Here is a 17,645-nt window from a genome sequence, read left to right as displayed (position 1 = left end):
CGACGAAGGAGAAATCTGGAAGCACTTCCGTCAAAGACATACAATAGATTTTCTTAGAAGATTTTTGGCGCAGCCTGCAAGCCAAAAATAAAATAAACACGTCCGATTAATCGCGGCGTCATAAAATTGGCGTCAAGAAAAACGGCTCAGGATGCCGCAAAAAGCCAAATACTGTCTGAGCGCAGCGAAATCGAAGATTCACGAATACCTTAAAAAACAATATTAGCGCGTGAGTAGTTTATTTGGCTTGCGCAGCCGTGCCGGTTTTTAGCCAATTTTGTGTGCTGCTTCCGCCTTTTTGTTTCTTTTGCGGCGAAGCAAAAGAAAACCCCGCTGGCAAGCGAAACATTTCCAGCAAACGAGTTTGCGCAGAAACTGATAGAAATAAAAAAACCACTCCGTTTGGAGTGGTTTTAACTGAGCCGATAGAGGGACTCGAACCCACGACCTGCTGATTACAAATCAGCTGCTCTAGCCAGCTGAGCTACACCGGCGTCTCAGTATTTCGGTGCAAATATAAAAGCGAAATTCATATTTGCAAAAAAATATTGACTGTTTTTAACCTTAAAGCGCGTTAATTTTAGCAACCAATTGGTTCGCAGCCGCTTCAAGATCTTTGTGGATTTGTGCGAAGTGCGCTTTTTTGTTCTCGACACCTTTCTGGTTCACTTTGGTGATCAGGTTGTCGAAAGCGGTAATCGCCTCATCTATAAGCGCATTGGTTTCAGGAGTCGGTTTTCCTGCCGTGGTCATCTCGTGGATGTAAACCGCTTCGATGATGTCACCCAATACGTAATTGATGTCTTTCTTTAGGTTTTTAACGTTTGCCATTTCTTTTCATTTTGAATTGCGATGCAAAAGTAAGCATTCTTTTTTTAAGGCACGAAAACTTCGAGCACCGATCCGAAACCGTCGATTTTGTATTCTTTCATCGCAGCGGGAACCAAAACGGTATCGCCCATCTTATACTCGTATTTCTTATTGTCGAATTCCAGGCTGAAATGGCCTTCGACACACATATACACCGTAAAACGCTCGCCATTTTTAGACACGTTGAATTCACCGTTCACCGGAATGAAACTCGTGTGGAAATAGGGACAATCGACGATTGTGTTGGCTTCGTTCTGCCTGTCGGAATACGATTTCTGTGTATCTGTGACTTCGTAATTGATCGCATCGAGCGCGAGATCGACGTGAAGGTCGCGTTTGTTCCCATTGGCGTCTTTGCGATCGAAGTCGTACAAACGATAGGTAATGTCGGAGGTTTGCTGGATTTCGGCAATCAAAACGCCCGCCCCTATCGCATGTACCGTTCCCGTTTCGAGAAAAAATACGTCGCCTGCCTTGGTTTTGACCGTATCGAGAATGTCGAGAAGCGAATTCTGCTGTAAATTGAACAGGTATTCCTCACGCCTTGAACGATGCTTGAAACCGACGATGATGCGCGAATCGAAATCGGCTTGCATCACGTACCACATTTCGGTCTTACCGAACGAATTGTGGCGCTTCTTGGCCAAATCATCGTTCGGATGTACCTGGATCGACAAGTCTTCGCGCGCGTCGAGAAATTTGAACAGCAACGGAAATTCGTTTCCGAAACGTTCGTGAATTTTCTCTCCGAGGATTTCGTTCGGGAATTCGTCGAGCAATTCCTGAAGCGATTTGCCTTCGTATTCGCCATTGGCCACGACGCTCACATCGCCTTTTACGCCCGAAAGTTCCCAGCTTTCGCCGGTAATGTCGGATGTTATGTCTTTACCCAGGACGGTTTTGAGTTTGGTGCCGCCCCAGATTCTTTCTTTTAAGATTGGATGGAATTGGATGGGATATAAGTTCATTTTTTATTCTTTATTTTTTATTTGGGATTCCTCCTTCGTCGGAATCCTAGCCCGGATGCAAGCGGATAGCCTTTTGAAGAAAACGGCCTGGTTTTTCGCTTTTTTGCGGGCGACCGCAGGAAGCCCGTGACAAAAGTTGAAAAAACGGCAGTTTTCGAGAAAGCTAGCAGCGGGCAGCCGGAACAGCTCCTGAAAATCGAGATACAATTTAGTGATTTACTCGCCTCGATATGTTACAAAATTCCGAGGTGTTTCGTATAGCGTGATCTCGAGTTCGAGCGCGGTCTCGAGGCGTTTTCGCAATTTGTGCCAGATCACGTAAGCGATGTGTTCTGCCGTCGGGTTCAGGTTCGCGAACTCGGGTACGTCGAGATTGAGGTTCTTGTGGTCGAACGGGATTTCGACTTCCTCGTAGATCATGTCGGCAAGCGTCTTGATGTCGATCACGTAACCGGTCTCGGGATTCACCTCGCCCGTCACGCTTGCGATGAGCTCGTAATTATGGCCGTGAAAGTTCGCGTTGTTGCACTTGCCGAAAACCGAATCGTTCTTCTCGAACGACCAATCGGGCCGATACAGGCGATGCGCGGCGTTGAAATGGGCTTTTCTGGAGACGGTGACTTTCATGGTCAATTGGCGAAAATGTGGGAATTAACGGATGACTAAACTTTGTGGTCTTCGAGGTAATGATAGAATTCGTCGAAAATGATGCGCGTCCAGACGGTATATCTTTCTGGGTGTTGTTCCATATCTGATTTTACGTCGTCTATCGGCATCCATTTCCAGTTTTCGACCTCGTCGGGATTGATTTTGGGTTCACCGTTATAGAAACCGATCATCACATGGTCGAGCTCGTGTTCGGTCAAACCGTTTTCGAAAGGCGCTTTGTAAATGAAATGGAACAGTTCGCGAAGCTCGGTCGTGAAGCCCATTTCTTCGTGCAGACGACGCGTCCCGGCCTCGAGATTGGATTCGCCTTCGCGTTGATGACTGCAACAAGTGTTCGTCCACAATAAAGGCGAATGGTATTTTTGGGAAGCGCGTTGCTGCAGCATCAATTCGTTTTTATCATTGAGGATAAATACCGAAAACGCACGATGTAACATGGCTTTTTCGTGAGCTTCGAGCTTGGGCATCAGGCCGATCTGCTCGTCTTTTTCGTTTACTAGGATTACTTTTTCTTCGTTCATGGCTTGACTTCAAAAGTAAGAAAATTTGGCTTGGCTTTTTTGAAACTTGAAAGCGGTGTTTTTGTTGCGTCCGATATCGAAAAATTGCGCGTGGCTCTGTTATAAATACCTAATTTTACGGCAAAGCGAACGATATGGGAAGGTTTTTGCTGCTATTACTCGGATTGTGCTGCTTCGCACAAAACAAGCCGTTGGAAATCTATCAATTGACGAAAAACACGTATGTCTACACGACGTATAAGAATCTGGACGGCAATCCGTTTCCTTCGAACGGGCTTTATGTGGTCACCGATTCCGGCGTCGCTTTGATCGATACACCTTGGGACGAGACGCAATTTCAACCGCTTCTCGACAGCATCGAAAAAAAACACAAACAAAAAGTGGTTTTGTGTATTTCGACGCATTCGCATGCCGATCGTACGGCGGGTTTGGAATACTTCAGAAAAAAAGGCATCAAGACATATTCATCGGTCGCGACCAAAAAACTTTGCATCAAGAACAACGAAAAACAGGCCGAATTCACCTTTTCTCGCGATACGATTTTTAAAGTAGGCGGACGGTTGATCCAGACTTTTTATCCGGGTGAAGGCCATACTCCGGACAATATTATGATTTGGATGCCCGAAAGCAAAGTCCTTTACGGCGGTTGTTTCGTCAAAAGCATCGAAAATTCTAGTCTTGGCAATATTGCCGACGCCAATCTTACCGAATGGCCCAAAAGTATCCGAAAGGCGCAAAAACGTTTCCCCGACGCATTGACCGTCATTCCCGGGCATTTCAAATGGTCTGGACGCGAGGCACTTCAGCATACGATACAACTTCTCGAGCAGCACTAACGGTAAGAAAAATCTATACAGAAAAGTGGTTTTCCGTTAAAAAGTGCCGATTGAACTGCTTGTGTAATACTTTTTCAATTAAATTTACGTTTCCCAAAAAATCTGCTAACATGCTGAATTTTACTTTAGTAAATAGCGTTCCAAGCAAACATTTAACCTACGCCCCTGATGTTATGAAGAAACTCATCGTTTGCCTTACCTTTTTCCTGGGAACGGCAGTTTATCCGCAACTTAACGATGCCAACCTGGTCGCAGAAAACGACACACCCGTCGTTTCGCGAAGCAATAAAGCTATTGCCACGGCATCTCCCGAAATCAAAAATTATACAGAAGACGAACTGCTCAAGGCCATTTCATCGGCCAATGCCGAAACGAAAATCGCTATAGCTGAAGAACTCGTCGAAAGAAAATCGCCTAAAATCGCCGACGCTTTTTCGAAACTGCTTACGAATGACGACGTTGCCGAACGTAAAATAGGGGTGATATCCTACCAGACCAACGCCGCCAGCGAATTGTATGTGGCCGTTTCGCATCAAAAGGAAAAAGCCGATCGCAAAAGATATTACGAGCGCACTACGACAAAAGGCTTGCAAAAAGAACTCAAAGGCATGTTCGGACGCGATTACGACACCAAGTGGACGCTTGCCGAAACAGACGCTTGTCTTGCCAAACTCACGGCTATGGCTTTGGCCGAAAACAACATCGCGCCACGCACATTGAACACGATTTTCTACACGAACGATTTCAAAAGCAAGAATTACGCAAGGGTCAAATATTTCGCCCAGAAGTACCCGACTGCCGAAATCCTCGCGACGCTGGCCAATTTCAAAAATCCTGCGGACATTTCGTATCTCACCAAACACGCCCAGGCTTCTTATCTGGCCTATTCGGTTTATCCGCATGCGGCTTTTTTCCCTTCGCTTCAAATGAATGTCGACAAGGATTTTGAGAACAAGGATTTCCAAAATGCGATCACGGCTTACCGAAATGCCGAATCGAAAGCGGTTCTTGAAAAAATATGCCGAAACATCTGCAACGGTAACGCAGTAAAAGCGAATCGCGACGACAAGTTGTTCCAGCTTTACAGCATCATCGAAAAACGCAATTGCCGAACGTACGACAGCGTACTGAAGAAAATCGACAAACTGATGCTATAAATCGGTAATATAAAACAGAGGAAGCCTTGCGATTGCGAGGCTTTTTTATTTCCTGAAAATGGATTCCGCAGCTTTTATCGCGCATTTCTCCCCGTCTATCGCGGCCGAAATGATGCCTCCGGCGTATCCTGCGCCTTCTCCGCACGGATAAAGTCCTTCGATTTCGATATGCTCAAGCGTTTCCGGATCTCTTGGAATCCTTACGGGCGATGATGTGCGGGATTCGGGTGCGTGCAAAATGGCCTCATTGGTAAAATAACCTTTCATCGACTGGCCGAATTCACGGAAACCTTCGCGCATGATCTGCGTCAGGAAACCTGGGAAAACCTGACCCAATTCTACCGATTCGGTTCCGGGAACATATGAAGTCTTCGGGATATCCGATGAAACCCTGGATTGTGAAAAATCGACCATGCGTTGGGCCGGAACTTTTTGGGTTTCACCAGCCAAGTGGAAAGCACGTTGTTCTATGCTTTTTTGGAATTCCATACCGGCAAGAGGCCCGAACTTCGAAAACGCCTTGAAATCCTCAAGTCGCAACTCGACGACTATTCCCGAATTGGCAGTAACCTGATCGCGTTTAGAAGGCGACCAGCCGTTGGTCACGACTTCGCCCGGACTCGTCGCACAAGGCGCAATCACTCCGCCGGGGCACATACAGAACGAATACATACCGCGTCCGCCGACTTGTTTGACGATCGAATAAGGTGCTGGCGGCAAAAATTCACCCCTATAATCGCAACTGTATTGGATTTGGTCGATAAGCTGCTGCGGATGTTCGGCTCGCACGCCCAAAGCAAACGGTTTGGCTTCAATGGCGATTTTACGTTTGTGCAACAGTTCGAAAATATCACGGGCCGAATGTCCGGTCGCCAAAATGATTTTATCGGCTTCGATAACATCTCCGTTTTGGGTCACGATGCCTTGCACCTTGCCATTTTTGACCAAAATATCGTCCACGCGGGTATCGAAAAGCACTTTTCCGCCGCATTCGATGATTTTCTCACGGATGTCTTCGATGATTTTCGGCAGTTTGTTCGTGCCGATGTGCGGATGCGCTTCGACCAAAATATCGGGAGTCGCTCCAAAAGCGACCAAAAGTTTGAGGATCCGGTCTACATCGCCGCGTTTTTTTGAACGCGTATACAGCTTCCCGTCGGAATATGTACCTGCTCCGCCTTCGCCAAAACAATAATTGGAATCGGGATTTACGATGTGGTCGCGGTTGATCGATTTGAGGTCGCGTCGGCGTCCGCGCACGTCTTTTCCTCTTTCCACGACAATCGGTTTCAAGCCAAGCTCGATCAGTTGGAGTGCGGCAAACAATCCGGCAGGTCCGGCTCCGACAACGATCACTTCTTGTGCATTGGAAACATCCCTGTAATCGGGAAGGTCGATTTTCTGCTCGGTTATCGGTTCTCCCGCAAAGAAAACCTCGAGTTTGAGATTGATCTTGATGCTGCGTTGTCGTGCGTCGATCGAACGCTTTAAGATATTGACGTGCAGGATTTCTTTTACGGAAGTACGCAACAATTTGGCCACGTGTTCCTTCAAGAAAGCATTCTGGGTCGCCTGTTCTGGCGAAACTTGGATGAGAAGCTCTTTTGGCATGGGGCAAAATTAATGCTTTTATCGCGACTATTTTTCCTCGAAAGCGTGGAAAGCGAATGACGCAAGCCAATGTTCGCCTTCGTAATTGCCGTCGACGACTTTTGGAAGCGAATACAGCAGATGTTTGTCTGCGAGTGATTTCAAATGCGAAAATTCGCCCGGGTATTGCTTGATAAGGCGATAAAGATTCCACGCCCGTGAAAAATTCAATCCGTAAAGATGCACCAACTGCGGATCGGAAGCATCGGCGACTTTCCCTACTTCCCAATCGAAATTCTTTTTGGATAAAGACGGAAAGAACGCATGAGCCCATTTCAAAAACTCCTTTTTTGGCAACACGCGTTGCATGATCCCGATTTCTTCGAGACAAGGCGACAGGAAATCGGTACCCGAAGGCTCGAGTTGATACGGATAGTTCGTGTCTTTTCCGAAAAATCGCACTGCATTTTCGCGAATGGATTTCTGAAACGCTTCGTTCTTTGTGAAAACGGCATAATCCCAAGCGAAAGTCAAGCCGAATGCCGTGTTGTTATGAGTTCCGACGCGCACCGGATACAGTAATTTCGGCAAAAACGCGATGTATCTTTCTATGAAAACATTTGTCAAAGGCAGCAAATTCGAAGAAAGTTCTTTCGCATAAGATTCTTTGGATTGGTCAAGTTCAAGTTGCAATTTGAACAGCCAGTTCCAGCCGTAAGTGCGCTCGAACGATTTTTCCTGCGGTCGGTTCAGGTAAGCGATTTCGGCCTCGATATTTTCTTTTGAAAGATTGGTTTTGAGTTTGGATATGACTTCATCGCGATTTGCCAATTGCGGAAAACGGTTCAGCAAATACACCAGACTCCAATGGCCGTGAACCGACGAATGCCAGTCGTAACAACCGTAAAACGCCGGATGCGCTTGCTTTGGGCTCATGATTTCGGATGCGCTGGACAGAGATTCGCCCGGTTTGTTCGGATATTCCTGTTGCAGACATTTGAGCGGAAGCGTCGCGAGGTGATTGGCTTGCTCGAGTGTCAGTTGTTGCGCAAACGCAGATTGAACGATCAAAAATAAAAGCAGGAGACGTTTCATAGTCGGTGTTTTTCCAAAGCTACTGTTTTAAAATAAAAAGTTTGCACCTTCATCTTTGCACTTTACTTTTGCACTCAGGCACTTTTGGACTTAAGCACTTCAACATGAGAAAAATCAAAATGATCTGGGATTTTCGCGGTCCGGCGGCGGCGAAAACGGCCGAACATCACGAAATACACTTAAAGGAATACATCGCAATGGAAAAACTTCCGTTGGAAATCACAGGCTTTGAAACTTTGAACGATATGCACGCGATCGCTTACGTCGTGGTCACGGATGCCGAAATGATTCAGGTGCGCGATGCTTTGAAGCCGCATCGGGGAGAATTGTACGAAGGTTAACAACTTCGTTATTCGTTATTCGTTATTCGTTATTCGTTATTCGTTATTCGTTATTCGTTATTCGTTATTCTATATCTTTTTGAATGTTGAACAATCGATTAACGAACAACGAATTTTGAAGTTTTACGGAAGCGCCGACAACTCTGGTTTCTGGACTTCTACCTTGAATTTTAATGCGGTTTCATAATCGAACAGTACTTCGATGTATCGCAGATTTGTATTTTTGACTTCGTACTCGAATTCATAAATCTGGTCTTTCCCGACATAATCGACATATTTCTGACGACCAAGAATTCGTTTGTCGGCCACTCTTTCGCCTTCTTCATTAAAATACCAATCGATTTTGGGGTTTTTGAAAACATTGGTGTTGATCTGGATTTTGCCAATTGCGTATTCTAAATGCAGCCTGAATTTTATCTTGTCGCACATTTTTACTTTGAGTACGCCGGTTTCTGGCGAAAGGACGTCTAAGGACGAGATAAAATGTGAGTTGATGTAAGGCTGGTCGCGGTATTTGATCTTATCCGCTTTTGAAGTGAACGGCCAGATGGTATCTTTCGGGAAATGGTTGAGCCTGAATTTTTCTTGCGGCATCAGCCAATAAAAGTCATTGTACCATCTTTGATAACCGTCGAGTTTTCCTTTTTTTTCGTCGAGGGTACAAAAACCTGCGGCCCAAGTGGCGTCGAGATAATATGATTTGCCGTCGAGAATTACAATGTTCCAGGCGTGGTTCAGCGAACCCATTCTTCCGATGGCGCGAGACGAGCGTTTTACATAACCCGGAACGACGCTGCATTGGATTCCGGCATGACCGCACATTCTCTTGAAAAGACGAGAATAACCTTCGCAAACGGCTTTTTTATTCCTTAGGATTTTATCAAGATAATCGTTTTCCCATTCGAGCATCTTTTGCGCACAATCATCGTGACCTTTACATTTCGGGAACTTGGGGTCTTTTTGTTTGTTGTAGGATTTGTAGTCGTACGCGATGTTGTAAGTGACCCAAGCGAAGATAGCGCGCGCTTTTTCTGTTTGTGACGTATAGTTTTTGGTGAGTTCGTAAGTCGTCTTTTCCAGGTTGCCCGTGTATTTGATCGTGTGGGCGATGCTGTCTAGCGAATGGAAAGGCAGAATGTAGTGAGGTGGCGGCGTTTCGAGTATATGGACGGAATATCCGTCCGTGTCCAGGGTATCGATTTCTTGGGAAAAAACACAGAAATATTGCAGAAGCGCAAGGAGAAAAATGATTTTGGCTTTCTGCATTCTGTTTGTTGTTTTCATTTTGGGATTCCGACGAAGGAGGAATCTCAGCCAATGCGCACTTAACTAGATTCCTCCTTCGTCGGAATCCACAAAACCTAATTCCCTAAAACGAAATTCAGGAACGATTGGTTTAAAGCTGTATCAATTCGCGACTTCCGAAATAAACTTGATCCGCATCAAACGCAACTCCTCAATATCGTAATCGCCTTCGAATTCCTTGAGCGCGTCTTCGATCCTGTCGGTTTCGGATTCCATGAAATAGTCCTGTATTTCCTCCTGTTGGTCGTCGTCGAGCAGGTCGTCTATCCAATATTTGATGTTGAGTTTGGTACCCGAGTACACGATCATTTCCATTTCCTTGAGCAGCGCATCCATGTTCATGCCTTTGGCTTTGGCGATATCGTCCAGCGAAAGTTTGCGGTCGACACTTTGGATGATGTATAATTTGTTGGCCGAATTCGCTCCTGTCGATTTTACGACGAGGTCATCGGGACGTGTGATGTCGTTGTCCTGGACATAACGTGCGATGAGTTCGACAAAATCCTTTCCGTACTTTTTGGCCTTGCCCTCGCCTACGCCGTGTACGTTAGAAAGTTCGTCTACGGACACCGGATATTTGAGCGCCATATCCTCAAGCGACGGATCCTGGAACACCACGAAAGGCGGCACACCGAGCTTTTTCGCCACTTTTTTGCGAAGGTCGCGCAGCATGGCCATCAACGCTTCGTCGGCGGTTCCCGAAGATTTGGACGCGGTAACGACCGTATCGTCTTCGTTTTCGTCGTATTCATGATCTTCGGTCATCATGAACGAATGCGGACTTTTGATAAAATCGAGTCCTTTTTCGGTGATTTTGAGGATGCCGTATGTTTCAATGTCTTTCGACAGATAACCTTCTACGAGTACTTGCCGTATCAAAGCCATCCAATGACGTTCTTCCTGGTCGGCACCGGCTCCGAAAAACGGTTGCATATCGGTGCGGTGCGCCTTGATGACGGCGTTGACTTTTCCTATAAGCGTGAAGACGATTTCTTTGGCTTTGTACAAATGCTTGGTGTCGCGCACGACTTCGAGCAACAATTTGACATCGTCCTTGGCTTCTTTTTTCTTCCTCGGATTGCGCATGTTGTCGTCCATGTCGCCTCCGTCGCCGGTTTCGGGATCGAATTCCTCTCCGAAATAATGCAACAGGAATTTGCGGCGTGACATAGACGTTTCGGCATACGACACGACTTCCTGCAACAATGCGAACCCAATTTCCTGTTCGGCTACGGGTTTCCCCGACATGAATTTTTCGAGTTTTTCGACGTCTTTGTACGAATAATACGCAAGGCAATGACCTTCGCCTCCGTCACGTCCGGCGCGACCGGTTTCCTGATAGTAGCTTTCGAGCGATTTCGGGATGTCGTGATGGATTACGAAACGCACGTCTGGCTTGTCTATTCCCATTCCGAAAGCGATCGTCGCCACAACCACTTCAACGTCTTCCATGAGGAACATGTCCTGATGTTTCGCGCGCGTTTTGGCATCCAATCCGGCGTGATACGGAACGGCATTGATCCCGTTGACCTGCAAAACCTGGGCAATAGCTTCGACTTTTTTGCGGCTCAAGCAATAAATGATACCCGATTTTCCTTTGTGACTGCGGATAAACCGTATGATATCGGCCTCGACGTTCTTCGTTTTCGGACGCACTTCATAATACAGATTCGGGCGATTGAACGACGCTTTGTAAGCATCGGCATCGGGAATATCGAGATTTTTGAGGATGTCTTCCTGGACTTTCGGGGTCGCCGTAGCGGTCAATCCGATTATCGGAATATCGCCAAAGTTTTTGATGATACTGCGCAGATTGCGGTATTCGGGACGGAAATCGTGTCCCCATTCCGAAATACAATGCGCTTCGTCTATGGCGACGAACGACAATTTCTGGGTTTTGAGGAAATCGGCGTACTCTTCTTTGATGAGCGATTCAGGCGCAACGTAAAGAAGCTTTGTCTTTCCCGCCATTATATCGTTTTTGACCGTCTGGATTTCAGACTTGGTCAACGAGGAATTCAACACGTGGGCGACACCGACTTCGGCAGAAATCCCGCGGATGGCGTCGACCTGGTTTTTCATAAGCGCAATAAGAGGCGATACGACTATGGCCGTTCCGTCTTCTATCAGCGCCGGTAATTGGTAACAAAGCGACTTGCCGCCACCCGTAGGCATGATGACGAAAACGTCGTGTTTTGCTAAAATGCTTCGGATGACTTGCTCCTGCAAGCCTTTGAACTGGCTGAAACCAAAATACTTCCGTAACTGCTGGTGTATATCAATTTCGGGTAGATTCATTCTAAGGGATAAGGGTAATTTACGTACATTTGCTTTCCCTAAAGATAACACTTATTTTCAGGCTTACAAACTTATTAGCATCACAATCTTTTGATAAATACCGAAAAAATACTGGCTTCGGCTAAGCGAACCATACTCGCTGAAAGTGAAGCGATTGCCCACCTTTCCAACATCCTTACCGAAGATTTCGCCAAGACGGCCGAACTTATACTCAACGCTTCGGGCCGACTCGTCGTTACGGGAATCGGCAAAAGCGCGATCATCGCCCAGAAAATCGTGGCGACGATGAATTCTACGGGAACTCCTGCTATGTTTTTGCACGCTTCAGAAGCCATTCACGGCGATTTGGGAATGGTGCAACCCGGAGACGTCATCATCTGCATCTCGAAAAGCGGAAACAGTCCTGAAATCAAGGTTTTGGTTCCGATATTGAAGCGCTTCGGAAACAAACTCATCGGCATGACCGGAAACGTCACGTCGTTTTTGGCCAAAGGTTCCGATTTGGTCCTCGATACGACCGTCGCTGCCGAAGCCGATCCGAACAACCTCGCTCCTACCAATTCTACCACGGCTCAACTCGTTATGGGCGACGCTTTGGCGGTTTGTTTGATCGAAATGCGCAATTTCGGAGCCGAGGATTTCGCGAAATACCATCCCGGAGGCGCGCTCGGAAAGAAACTGCTGTTGCGTGTGGGCGATATGCTCGACCAGACGCATCGTCCCGTGGTTTCGGCCGATTCGTCGATCAAGAACGTCATCATCGAGATTTCGCAGAAACGATTGGGCGTGACCGCGGTTGTCGAAAACGACCATGTGATCGGCATCATCACCGACGGCGACATCCGAAGAATGCTCGAAAAACGCGATTCTTTTACAGATTTGACCGCAAAAGACATCATGACGCAAAACCCGAAAATGGTATCTTCCGTAAATATGGTGACCGACGCGTTGAATACTATGGAAGACTTCGCGATCACCCAACTTATCGTCGTAGATGAAGGCACTTATAAAGGTGTCATCCATTTGCATGACATTTTAAAAGAAGGAGTGGTATAATGGCTAAAAATCCAAAAAAGCCCTTGAACGAAATGTCGTTCATGGATCATCTCGAGGAATTGCGCTGGCTTTTGGTGCGCAGTACGATCGTCGTGCTCATTATGGCGACGGTGATTTTTTTCGTAAGCGATTATATTTTCGACGATTTGGTGCTCGCGCCTCTCAAACCCGATTTCGTCACGTACGGTTTCTTCTGCGATTTGGCGCACCAGCTCGAGGTTTCGGACATCTGCATTACGGCGAACGACTTCAATTTCATCATTCAGAATACCGACATGGAAGGCCAGGTGAATATTCTCGTCTGGGTGTGTATCGTGGGCGGATTTATCATCGGATTTCCCTACATTCTTTGGGAATTCTGGCGTTTCATAAGCCCGGCCTTGTACGAGAAGGAACGCAAAGGCGCGCGACTGTTCATTTCGGTTTCGTCACTTTTGTTCTTTTTGGGCGTATTGTTCGGGTATTATCTGATCATTCCGATGTCGGTCAACTTCTTCGCCACGTTCAAAGTGAGCGACCTGATCAAGAACCAGTTCAATCTGGATTCGTACATCAGCATGTTCAAGACGTCTTTGATCGCGTGCGGATTGTTTTTCGAATTGCCCGTCATCATTTATTTCCTGAGCCGACTCGGATTGGTTTCGGCCGAATTCCTTCGCAAGACACGCAAATATTCGGTGGTCGGAATCCTCGTCGTCGCGGCCATCGTGACACCGCCCGATGTGGTGAGCCAGATCATCGTCTCAATTCCGATGCTGATTATTTTCGAAGGCAGTATCTTGATTGCGGCCATCGTCGGGAAAAAGAAAGAAATAATCGAAAAAACGTAAGTTATGGCTGATTTAGTTACAGAATTCAACGACTACCGTTCCAAAATGAACGAGAAGCTTTTGGCCGACAACAACAAGGTCATTAAGCGTATTTTCAACCTCGACACCAACGCTTACGCGGAAGGCGCGCTCGATGTGAAGACCAAGGAATTGCTCGGATTGGTGGCTTCGACGGTTTTGCGTTGCGACGATTGCGTCAAATATCACCTCGAGACGAGTTTCAAGGAAGGCGTAACCAAAGAAGAAATGATGGAAGCTATGGGTATCGCGACTTTGGTCGGCGGTACGATCGTGATCCCGCATTTGAGACGCGCGTATGAATTTTGGGAAGAGCTCGAGGAATCGAAATAATTGTTTGTTAAAAGAATAAAAGGTTAATGAGCCGATTCGTTTATTTGTCGGCAATATCGTTCGATATCAGACTTTGGACATCCGACTATGAAATTAAGAGCCGAAAATTTAATCAAGACCTATAAAAAAAGAACCGTCGTCAAAGGGATTTCGGTAGAAGTGAACCAAGGCGAGATCGTAGGTTTGCTCGGGCCGAACGGTGCCGGAAAAACGACTTCTTTCTATATGATCGTGGGTTTGGTCAAGCCGAACAGCGGCACGATTTACCTCGACCAGACCGACATCACCGATTTCCCGATGTACAAACGCGCACAGAACGGTATCGGATATCTGGCTCAGGAAGCCTCAGTGTTCCGCAAATTGAGCATCGAGGACAACATCATGAGCGTGTTGCAGCTGACGAATCTCACCAAAGACGAACAGGAAGCCAAAATGGAGTCGTTGCTCGATGAATTCTCGCTTCAGCACATCAGGACCAACCGCGGCGATCTTTTGTCTGGCGGCGAGAGACGTCGTACGGAAATCGCACGCGCTTTGGCGACCGATCCGAAATTCATTCTTTTGGATGAACCTTTCGCGGGCGTCGACCCGGTTGCGGTAGAAGATATCCAACGTATCGTGGCCCAACTCAAGGACAAGAACATCGGGATTCTGATTACCGACCACAACGTGCAGGAAACGTTGGCGATTACCGAAAAGAGTTATCTGATGTTCGAAGGCGGAATCCTCAAAGCAGGGACGCCCGAAGAATTGGTTCAGGACGAAATGGTTCGTCGCGTGTATTTAGGTCAGAACTTTGAATTGCGCAAGAAGAAGTTGGATTTCAAGCCTAAATCGGAAAATGCAGATTTAACAGAATAGGTATAAAATATGTACTTGAAGTTGGATTTTGAGACTTAACTTTGAGGTTGTTAGACCTAACAGGTTTTGGAAACCTGTTAGGTCTAATTTTTTCTGAACATTCAGCGGAAGATTCATCTCAATCCGATTTTTAACAATAAGTACAGAAAAACTGTAGCGCATATATTCTGTAAAACCCGAACTTTGACCTTAAGACCTAACAGGTTTAGGAAACCTGTTAGGTCTTAAACTAAAAACGAAAAATCACGGTTTCCCAACCCATCCGTTTTTATTCAAAACCTTCAACAAAAATTCCTCATCGCCTTTCATCAAGTCATCTTTGCCCATCTGGTGTTGGTACTGCTTGATTACACTGTACGCATTTACGACTCCTTCTTTATACGTCGGGAATTCTTTTGCAAGCGCGACGAGTTTGTTCATCCCTTTAAGACTTTGCTTGTTTTGGATCAGGTAAAATGCGTGCTGCGACTTGAAATACGGACAAAAATAAAACTCAGGTTCTACCCTTGCCCACTCCGTTTCCGGTGCTTCGGAACTTTTCAAAAGCCCGACCGCATACACCGAAGAGTGCACGATATCGTTCTTGAAACACACCAAATCGTACAAACCGTATCCCGTCGTACCCGAACGCGCCAATGAGCTTGATGCGACCGCTTTTTTGAATACTTCGTGCGCCTTGTCTCGTTCACCGGTCAGATGCAGCAAATCGGCCAAAGCGAGTTGTGCGCGATTGGATTCAGGATCGAGGGAAACCGCTTTTCTGGCATATTTCAACCCTTCGGAATAACGCGAAAGCACGAACAGGCAACGCGCGAACGAAGTCAGGAAATCGACATCCTCGAAATCCTGTTCATTGCCGAATTCCTTGACATAAGCCAACGCTTTCTCGGGAAAGCGATCGATAAGGAAACGCTCCATCGCCTGCCATTTGGTAAGCATGAGCAAGTAATGCTGGTCGAGAGCGGCAAAAAGAATACTTCGCTTTTCCCAAACCTCGGTAGTTTTGAGGCATTCTTCATAGGCTGAAGGAAAATATTCCTGCGGCAACATCGGATCGCCGAACTTATTGTCGAGTTCTGCCCGGAAATCGGGATCGGCCAAACTGAAATAACGCGCAAAAGAATCGTTGAAAAAATCGGTGAACGCTTTGTCCTCGTCGGTTTGCGTTTTACCCGAAAAAAAAGATTTAAGAAATTCCATCAAATCCGGAGCTTTTGTAACCTGGCCTTAGGCCCATTGTAAATATTGATATCAACCGGACCCGGAACACCCGGAATCTCGGCACTTTCGGTAAATTGCCAAAACGTCCACTCGTCTTCTATCTGCTCGACAAAAAAGTTGTAATTGGCAATCCAGAACGTGTAACCTTCGAATTCCTCTTTTAGGAAATCGTCGTAGTATTTTTCGCCCGAATAAATGATCGGCTGTACTTTATAGTGCTTTTCTACGGCGTTCAACCATCTGTGAAGACCGACGATCAAACTATCCATAGACTGGTTTTCGGGAATTTTCTCAATGTCGAGCACCGGAGGCAGATCGCCTGGTTTTAGTCGGACATTCAAAATGAAATGCGCGGCTTGCTCGAGGGAATTTTCGTTGGGACGATAATAATGATAAGCGCCGCGAATCAAGCCTCTTTTTCCGGCTCCGACCCAATTTTCCTTAAAACAGGCGTCCATTTTGTCCTTTCCGGCCGTCGAGCGGATGAATACGAAATCGATCGGATACAAACTTTCTACCGAATCGACTTTCGTCCAATCGATCTCGCCTTGATATTCGGATACGTCGAAACCGATCGCGTTGCCGTGATGGCGCGTCAAAACCTCGACATTTCGCACGTCGATGAGCTTCTGTTCTTCTGCGGAAATCTTTTTGTCGGTTTTAAAACTGAAGTAATACGCGAGCCCGTTTCTATAATGCCAAGCCACGCCAACGAAGACCAAAAGCGCGATCGCGATCCATACGGAACGCACGAGCCATTTTTCCATGGGTGTTTTCTTCGACTTTGAACGCGAACGCGTTGAACTTTTGCGCAACGCCATTACTTTTTCACGAGTCTGTTGGTCACGAGCGACATGCCCACATAAGTTAAGATGATAAGCGGGATTCCGGCATATCTGAAGAAAACCAAAAGCAGGATGCAAATCGCCAGGAATGTAATCTGGAGCGAATTTTCCTTAAGCGAAAACTTCTTGATCTTTAGCGCGAAAAGCGGGATTTCGGCATTGAGCATATACGCGCTCAAAGCGGTAATGAGCAACAACACCCAGGGCGTGACGAGCAATTCGAGCACGATCAACGAATCGGTGTTGGCCAAAACCAACGGAAGGCTCAAAATAAACAAAGCGTTCGCAGGCGTCGGCAATCCTATGAAAGAATCGGTCTGGCGCGTGTCGATGTTAAAATTGGCCAATCTGTAGCACGAACCCAACGTAATCACAAATCCCAAATACGGCAGCCAAACGGGAAGATCGTGGCTTTTTACCGTATCCAAAAGCATTTTGTACATCACCAAACCTGGTGTGACGCCGCTCGTGACCATATCGGCCAACGAATCCAATTGCAGTCCTAATGGAGACGATGCGTTGAGGATTCGGGCGAAAAATCCGTCGAAGAAATCGAAGAAAATACCCAAAGCCACAAAGCCGAAAGCGTACAGGAAATTGTCGTGGAAGGCGAAAATCAAGGCGATACAACCCGAAAAAAGATTGAGAAGCGTAATCAGGTTGGGCAATTGTCGCAAAAGGCGCATCAAGTCTGGATTTTTATTGTCGGTTTCCCGCAAATGTAGTACAATAACTTTAAGCCGAATACGTTTTTAAGAGAGTTTTTAACGCTTTGCGCACGTGCCGATTTTATAGGCTGGATGCGTCCAAAAAAGACTATTTTTGAAAAAA

The 17,645-nt window shown here is 46.5% G+C and carries 18 protein-coding genes and 1 tRNA gene; 7 read left to right on the top strand and 12 right to left on the bottom strand.

What is annotated here, in order from left to right; translation table 11 throughout:
* Nucleotides 1-420: 420 nt before the first annotated feature.
* From HZF10_RS08490 to idi, 5 genes are all read right to left on the bottom strand, one after another.
* A tRNA-Thr gene (locus HZF10_RS08490) sits at nucleotides 421-494 on the bottom strand.
* A gap of 70 nt (nucleotides 495-564) precedes the next feature.
* Nucleotides 565-831 (bottom strand): hypothetical protein, encoded by a 267-nt coding sequence (locus HZF10_RS08485; RefSeq protein WP_176005763.1) that lies wholly within the window; start codon nucleotides 829-831, stop codon nucleotides 565-567.
* Between the two features lie 44 nt (nucleotides 832-875).
* Nucleotides 876-1,838: a type I phosphomannose isomerase catalytic subunit gene (locus tag HZF10_RS08480; RefSeq protein ID WP_176005762.1), complete on the bottom strand. Its 963-nt coding sequence runs from the start codon at nucleotides 1,836-1,838 to the stop codon at nucleotides 876-878.
* Nucleotides 1,839-2,054: 216 nt separating this feature from the next.
* Nucleotides 2,055-2,465 (bottom strand): 6-pyruvoyl trahydropterin synthase family protein, encoded by a 411-nt coding sequence (locus HZF10_RS08475; RefSeq protein ID WP_176005761.1) that lies wholly within the window; start codon nucleotides 2,463-2,465, stop codon nucleotides 2,055-2,057.
* A 35-nt stretch (nucleotides 2,466-2,500) separates the two neighbouring features.
* On the bottom strand, nucleotides 2,501-3,028 hold the full coding sequence (gene idi / locus HZF10_RS08470; protein WP_176005760.1) for an isopentenyl-diphosphate Delta-isomerase: 528 nt from the start codon (nucleotides 3,026-3,028) through the stop codon (nucleotides 2,501-2,503).
* A 134-nt stretch (nucleotides 3,029-3,162) separates the two neighbouring features.
* On the opposite strand from idi, the gene bla reads away from it, so the two are divergent.
* Both bla and HZF10_RS08460 read left to right on the top strand, forming a co-directional pair.
* Nucleotides 3,163-3,864: a BlaB/IND/MUS family subclass B1 metallo-beta-lactamase gene (gene bla / locus HZF10_RS08465; RefSeq protein WP_176005759.1), complete on the top strand. Its 702-nt coding sequence runs from the start codon at nucleotides 3,163-3,165 to the stop codon at nucleotides 3,862-3,864.
* A 173-nt stretch (nucleotides 3,865-4,037) separates the two neighbouring features.
* On the top strand, nucleotides 4,038-5,021 hold the full coding sequence (locus HZF10_RS08460; protein WP_176005758.1) for a HEAT repeat domain-containing protein: 984 nt from the start codon (nucleotides 4,038-4,040) through the stop codon (nucleotides 5,019-5,021).
* 45 nt (nucleotides 5,022-5,066) lie between these two features.
* Here the strand turns inward: HZF10_RS08460 and HZF10_RS08455 are convergent, their stop codons facing one another.
* Both HZF10_RS08455 and HZF10_RS08450 read right to left on the bottom strand, forming a co-directional pair.
* Nucleotides 5,067-6,632: an NAD(P)/FAD-dependent oxidoreductase gene (locus HZF10_RS08455; protein WP_176005757.1), complete on the bottom strand. Its 1,566-nt coding sequence runs from the start codon at nucleotides 6,630-6,632 to the stop codon at nucleotides 5,067-5,069.
* Between the two features lie 27 nt (nucleotides 6,633-6,659).
* On the bottom strand, nucleotides 6,660-7,706 hold the full coding sequence (locus tag HZF10_RS08450) for a DUF2891 domain-containing protein (RefSeq protein ID WP_176005756.1): 1,047 nt from the start codon (nucleotides 7,704-7,706) through the stop codon (nucleotides 6,660-6,662).
* A 104-nt stretch (nucleotides 7,707-7,810) separates the two neighbouring features.
* Here HZF10_RS08450 and HZF10_RS08445 point away from each other — a divergent pair, with 104 nt between their 5' ends.
* Entirely contained in the window at nucleotides 7,811-8,047 is a 237-nt protein-coding gene (locus HZF10_RS08445) for a hypothetical protein (protein ID WP_176005755.1), read from the top strand.
* Between the two features lie 123 nt (nucleotides 8,048-8,170).
* Here HZF10_RS08445 and HZF10_RS08440 read toward each other — a convergent pair whose 3' ends face one another.
* Both HZF10_RS08440 and recQ read right to left on the bottom strand, forming a co-directional pair.
* Nucleotides 8,171-9,313: a transglutaminase domain-containing protein gene (locus tag HZF10_RS08440; protein WP_218833180.1), complete on the bottom strand. Its 1,143-nt coding sequence runs from the start codon at nucleotides 9,311-9,313 to the stop codon at nucleotides 8,171-8,173.
* 141 nt (nucleotides 9,314-9,454) lie between these two features.
* Nucleotides 9,455-11,650, bottom strand: a complete 2,196-nt coding sequence (gene recQ / locus HZF10_RS08435) for a DNA helicase RecQ (RefSeq protein WP_176005753.1) — start codon at nucleotides 11,648-11,650, stop codon at nucleotides 9,455-9,457.
* Nucleotides 11,651-11,740: 90 nt separating this feature from the next.
* On the opposite strand from recQ, the gene HZF10_RS08430 reads away from it, so the two are divergent.
* From HZF10_RS08430 to lptB, 4 genes are all read left to right on the top strand, one after another.
* The gene (locus tag HZF10_RS08430; RefSeq protein WP_176005752.1) at nucleotides 11,741-12,706 is read left to right on the top strand and encodes a KpsF/GutQ family sugar-phosphate isomerase; all 966 of its coding nucleotides are present in this window, start codon (nucleotides 11,741-11,743) and stop codon (nucleotides 12,704-12,706) included.
* Complete coding sequence (gene tatC / locus HZF10_RS08425; RefSeq protein ID WP_246282517.1) at nucleotides 12,706-13,536, top strand: twin-arginine translocase subunit TatC; 831 nt, start codon at nucleotides 12,706-12,708, stop codon at nucleotides 13,534-13,536. The genes HZF10_RS08430 and tatC overlap by 1 nt, the downstream gene beginning before the upstream one ends.
* A gap of 3 nt (nucleotides 13,537-13,539) precedes the next feature.
* Nucleotides 13,540-13,887 carry a carboxymuconolactone decarboxylase family protein gene (locus HZF10_RS08420; RefSeq protein WP_176005751.1) on the top strand — a complete coding sequence of 116 codons (348 nt, stop codon included), beginning with the start codon at nucleotides 13,540-13,542 and terminating at the stop codon, nucleotides 13,885-13,887.
* An 87-nt stretch (nucleotides 13,888-13,974) separates the two neighbouring features.
* Complete coding sequence (lptB, locus tag HZF10_RS08415) at nucleotides 13,975-14,748, top strand: LPS export ABC transporter ATP-binding protein (RefSeq protein WP_176005750.1); 774 nt, start codon at nucleotides 13,975-13,977, stop codon at nucleotides 14,746-14,748.
* 243 nt (nucleotides 14,749-14,991) lie between these two features.
* Here lptB and HZF10_RS08410 read toward each other — a convergent pair whose 3' ends face one another.
* The 3 genes from HZF10_RS08410 to HZF10_RS08400 are packed head-to-tail and all read right to left on the bottom strand — an operon-like array spanning nucleotide 14,992 to nucleotide 17,500.
* Nucleotides 14,992-15,948, bottom strand: a complete 957-nt coding sequence (locus HZF10_RS08410) for a tetratricopeptide repeat protein (protein WP_176005749.1) — start codon at nucleotides 15,946-15,948, stop codon at nucleotides 14,992-14,994.
* Entirely contained in the window at nucleotides 15,948-16,736 is a 789-nt protein-coding gene (locus tag HZF10_RS08405) for a glycoside hydrolase family 25 protein (RefSeq protein WP_246282515.1), read from the bottom strand. The genes HZF10_RS08410 and HZF10_RS08405 overlap by 1 nt, the downstream gene beginning before the upstream one ends.
* Before the next feature lie 53 nt (nucleotides 16,737-16,789).
* On the bottom strand, nucleotides 16,790-17,500 hold the full coding sequence (locus HZF10_RS08400; RefSeq protein WP_176005747.1) for a CDP-alcohol phosphatidyltransferase family protein: 711 nt from the start codon (nucleotides 17,498-17,500) through the stop codon (nucleotides 16,790-16,792).
* Nucleotides 17,501-17,645 lie beyond the last annotated feature (145 nt).

The organism is Flavobacterium agri (genome assembly GCF_013401995.1).
Taxonomy (GTDB): domain Bacteria; phylum Bacteroidota; class Bacteroidia; order Flavobacteriales; family Flavobacteriaceae; genus Flavobacterium; species Flavobacterium agri.
This window is presented reverse-complemented; position numbering and strand designations above follow the sequence as displayed.

Coding starts and splice junctions, on each gene's coding strand:
- HZF10_RS08485 (WP_176005763.1), bottom strand. CDS start 831: ATGGCAAACGTTAAAAACCTAAAGAAAGACATCAATTACGTATTGGGT.
- HZF10_RS08480 (WP_176005762.1), bottom strand. CDS start 1,838: ATGAACTTATATCCCATCCAATTCCATCCAATCTTAAAAGAAAGAATC.
- HZF10_RS08475 (WP_176005761.1), bottom strand. CDS start 2,465: ATGAAAGTCACCGTCTCCAGAAAAGCCCATTTCAACGCCGCGCATCGC.
- idi (WP_176005760.1), bottom strand. CDS start 3,028: ATGAACGAAGAAAAAGTAATCCTAGTAAACGAAAAAGACGAGCAGATC.
- bla (WP_176005759.1), top strand. CDS start 3,163: ATGGGAAGGTTTTTGCTGCTATTACTCGGATTGTGCTGCTTCGCACAA.
- HZF10_RS08460 (WP_176005758.1), top strand. CDS start 4,038: ATGAAGAAACTCATCGTTTGCCTTACCTTTTTCCTGGGAACGGCAGTT.
- HZF10_RS08455 (WP_176005757.1), bottom strand. CDS start 6,632: ATGCCAAAAGAGCTTCTCATCCAAGTTTCGCCAGAACAGGCGACCCAG.
- HZF10_RS08450 (WP_176005756.1), bottom strand. CDS start 7,706: ATGAAACGTCTCCTGCTTTTATTTTTGATCGTTCAATCTGCGTTTGCG.
- HZF10_RS08445 (WP_176005755.1), top strand. CDS start 7,811: ATGAGAAAAATCAAAATGATCTGGGATTTTCGCGGTCCGGCGGCGGCG.
- HZF10_RS08440 (WP_218833180.1), bottom strand. CDS start 9,313: ATGCAGAAAGCCAAAATCATTTTTCTCCTTGCGCTTCTGCAATATTTC.
- recQ (WP_176005753.1), bottom strand. CDS start 11,650: ATGAATCTACCCGAAATTGATATACACCAGCAGTTACGGAAGTATTTT.
- tatC (WP_246282517.1), top strand. CDS start 12,706: ATGGCTAAAAATCCAAAAAAGCCCTTGAACGAAATGTCGTTCATGGAT.
- HZF10_RS08420 (WP_176005751.1), top strand. CDS start 13,540: ATGGCTGATTTAGTTACAGAATTCAACGACTACCGTTCCAAAATGAAC.
- lptB (WP_176005750.1), top strand. CDS start 13,975: ATGAAATTAAGAGCCGAAAATTTAATCAAGACCTATAAAAAAAGAACC.
- HZF10_RS08410 (WP_176005749.1), bottom strand. CDS start 15,948: ATGGAATTTCTTAAATCTTTTTTTTCGGGTAAAACGCAAACCGACGAG.
- HZF10_RS08405 (WP_246282515.1), bottom strand. CDS start 16,736: ATGGAAAAATGGCTCGTGCGTTCCGTATGGATCGCGATCGCGCTTTTG.
- HZF10_RS08400 (WP_176005747.1), bottom strand. CDS start 17,500: ATGCGCCTTTTGCGACAATTGCCCAACCTGATTACGCTTCTCAATCTT.